This is a genomic window from Acinetobacter sp. YH12249, assembly GCF_013417475.1.
Classification (GTDB): Bacteria; Pseudomonadota; Gammaproteobacteria; order Pseudomonadales; family Moraxellaceae; genus Acinetobacter.
The window spans coordinates 1-1308 of the sequence record NZ_VPDX01000073.1; the positions used below are offsets into that span (position 1 = coordinate 1).

Here is a 1308-nt window from a genome sequence, read left to right on the forward strand (position 1 = left end):
CTCTGTACACGACAAAAATAGATAACTCATTGAAATAATGTCACAATAATTGTTTTCTAACGACGAATACTATGACACATCTCAATGAGTTATATCTTATCTTAAACAAATCTCTAAAATGGAACAAGTCACATTTAAAGTGCTTTGCGCTCATCATGCTTGTGATTATTTTAAAGCAAACATGTAATCTTTCTTCTGCATCTAAAGCCTTGCCCATCAAGTGTTTACCACAATCATTTTATCGACGTATGCAGCGCTTCTTTGCAGGTCAGTATTTTGATTATCGTCAAATTTCTCAGTGTCATCACCAGAACGATGGTGATGACTACGGCGATCTGACCCCAAAGGATTCGGCCTCCGCGCAATGCAGGCTCCAGTCGGCAAAAGAGACGGAGCCGATCAGAGAGTAGGCAAAATCGGGACGGGCAACAGGAAAGAGGATGCCGGAGGGCTGCCGGATACTATCGGCGGCAAATAGGATGGATCGCCTGTGCCGTTATCGTGCCGGTCGAGTGCCATCCAGGAAACGATTGGGCGAATCGCCGTCACGCTTCATTTTGCCTGCGAGGTTGAGTAGATTTTTCAGTGCGGAGTTGCGATTGAACGGCGACCAGACGGCTGTAAAGGCAACCGGCTCCGGTTCATCGAGGAAGGGCAGGAAGACGATGCCGGTCGTCGGCAACAATGACGTTGCCTCGCCGACGATAGTGATGCCGAAGCCTTGTCCGACCATAGATAGCAGCGTGTCGCGCCCCACATCAAAGCGCCGGATCGACGGTGCGGGCCAACGCCCGGCAAGGCGCAGCACGATATGGTCATGGACCTGCGGGCCGGTGCCACCATAGCGAACAATGAAAGTCTCGCCGACCAGATCGGACCAAGTGATTGCGGACTGCCCGGCGAGGCGATGCCCATCCGATAGCACGGCCACCAGCGGTTCGGTCCAGATCGGTCGGGTATGGCAGTCGGGCATCTCGGGCTTGCCCGCGACGAACACCACGTCGAGCTGGTCAGCACGAAGCTGCATCACCGCATCGCGGGCTGTGCCTTCGGTGATCTCAACCTCAATGCCCGTATGTTCTTCCCGATAATGACGGATCAGCTCCGTGAGAAAGCTGCGTGGGATTAAGGCATGGATGCCGATGCGAAGCCGGCCGTATTCTCCTTGAGCTGTCATGCCTGCGGTCTTCACTGCGTGATCGAGTTGATCGACACCCGCCGTGACACGCTCCATGAAGTGCCTGCCTGCGTCTGTTAGCCGAACGCCCCGCGCATGGCGCTCAAATAGCAGGACACCAAGGTTATCCT

1 protein-coding gene and 1 pseudogene are annotated in these 1308 nt (G+C 53.7%); one reads left to right on the top strand and one right to left on the bottom strand.

The annotated features are described in order from the left end of the window. Positions 1 to 71: 71 nt before the first annotated feature. Positions 72 to 299: pseudogene (locus FTV25_RS15935) on the top strand (IS4 family transposase); the annotation flags it as partial. 197 nt (positions 300 to 496) lie between these two features. Here FTV25_RS15935 and FTV25_RS15940 read toward each other — a convergent pair. Further along, the coding region (locus tag FTV25_RS15940; RefSeq protein WP_159139002.1) for a LysR family substrate-binding domain-containing protein at positions 497 to 1308 on the bottom strand (812 nt) is incomplete at its 5' end.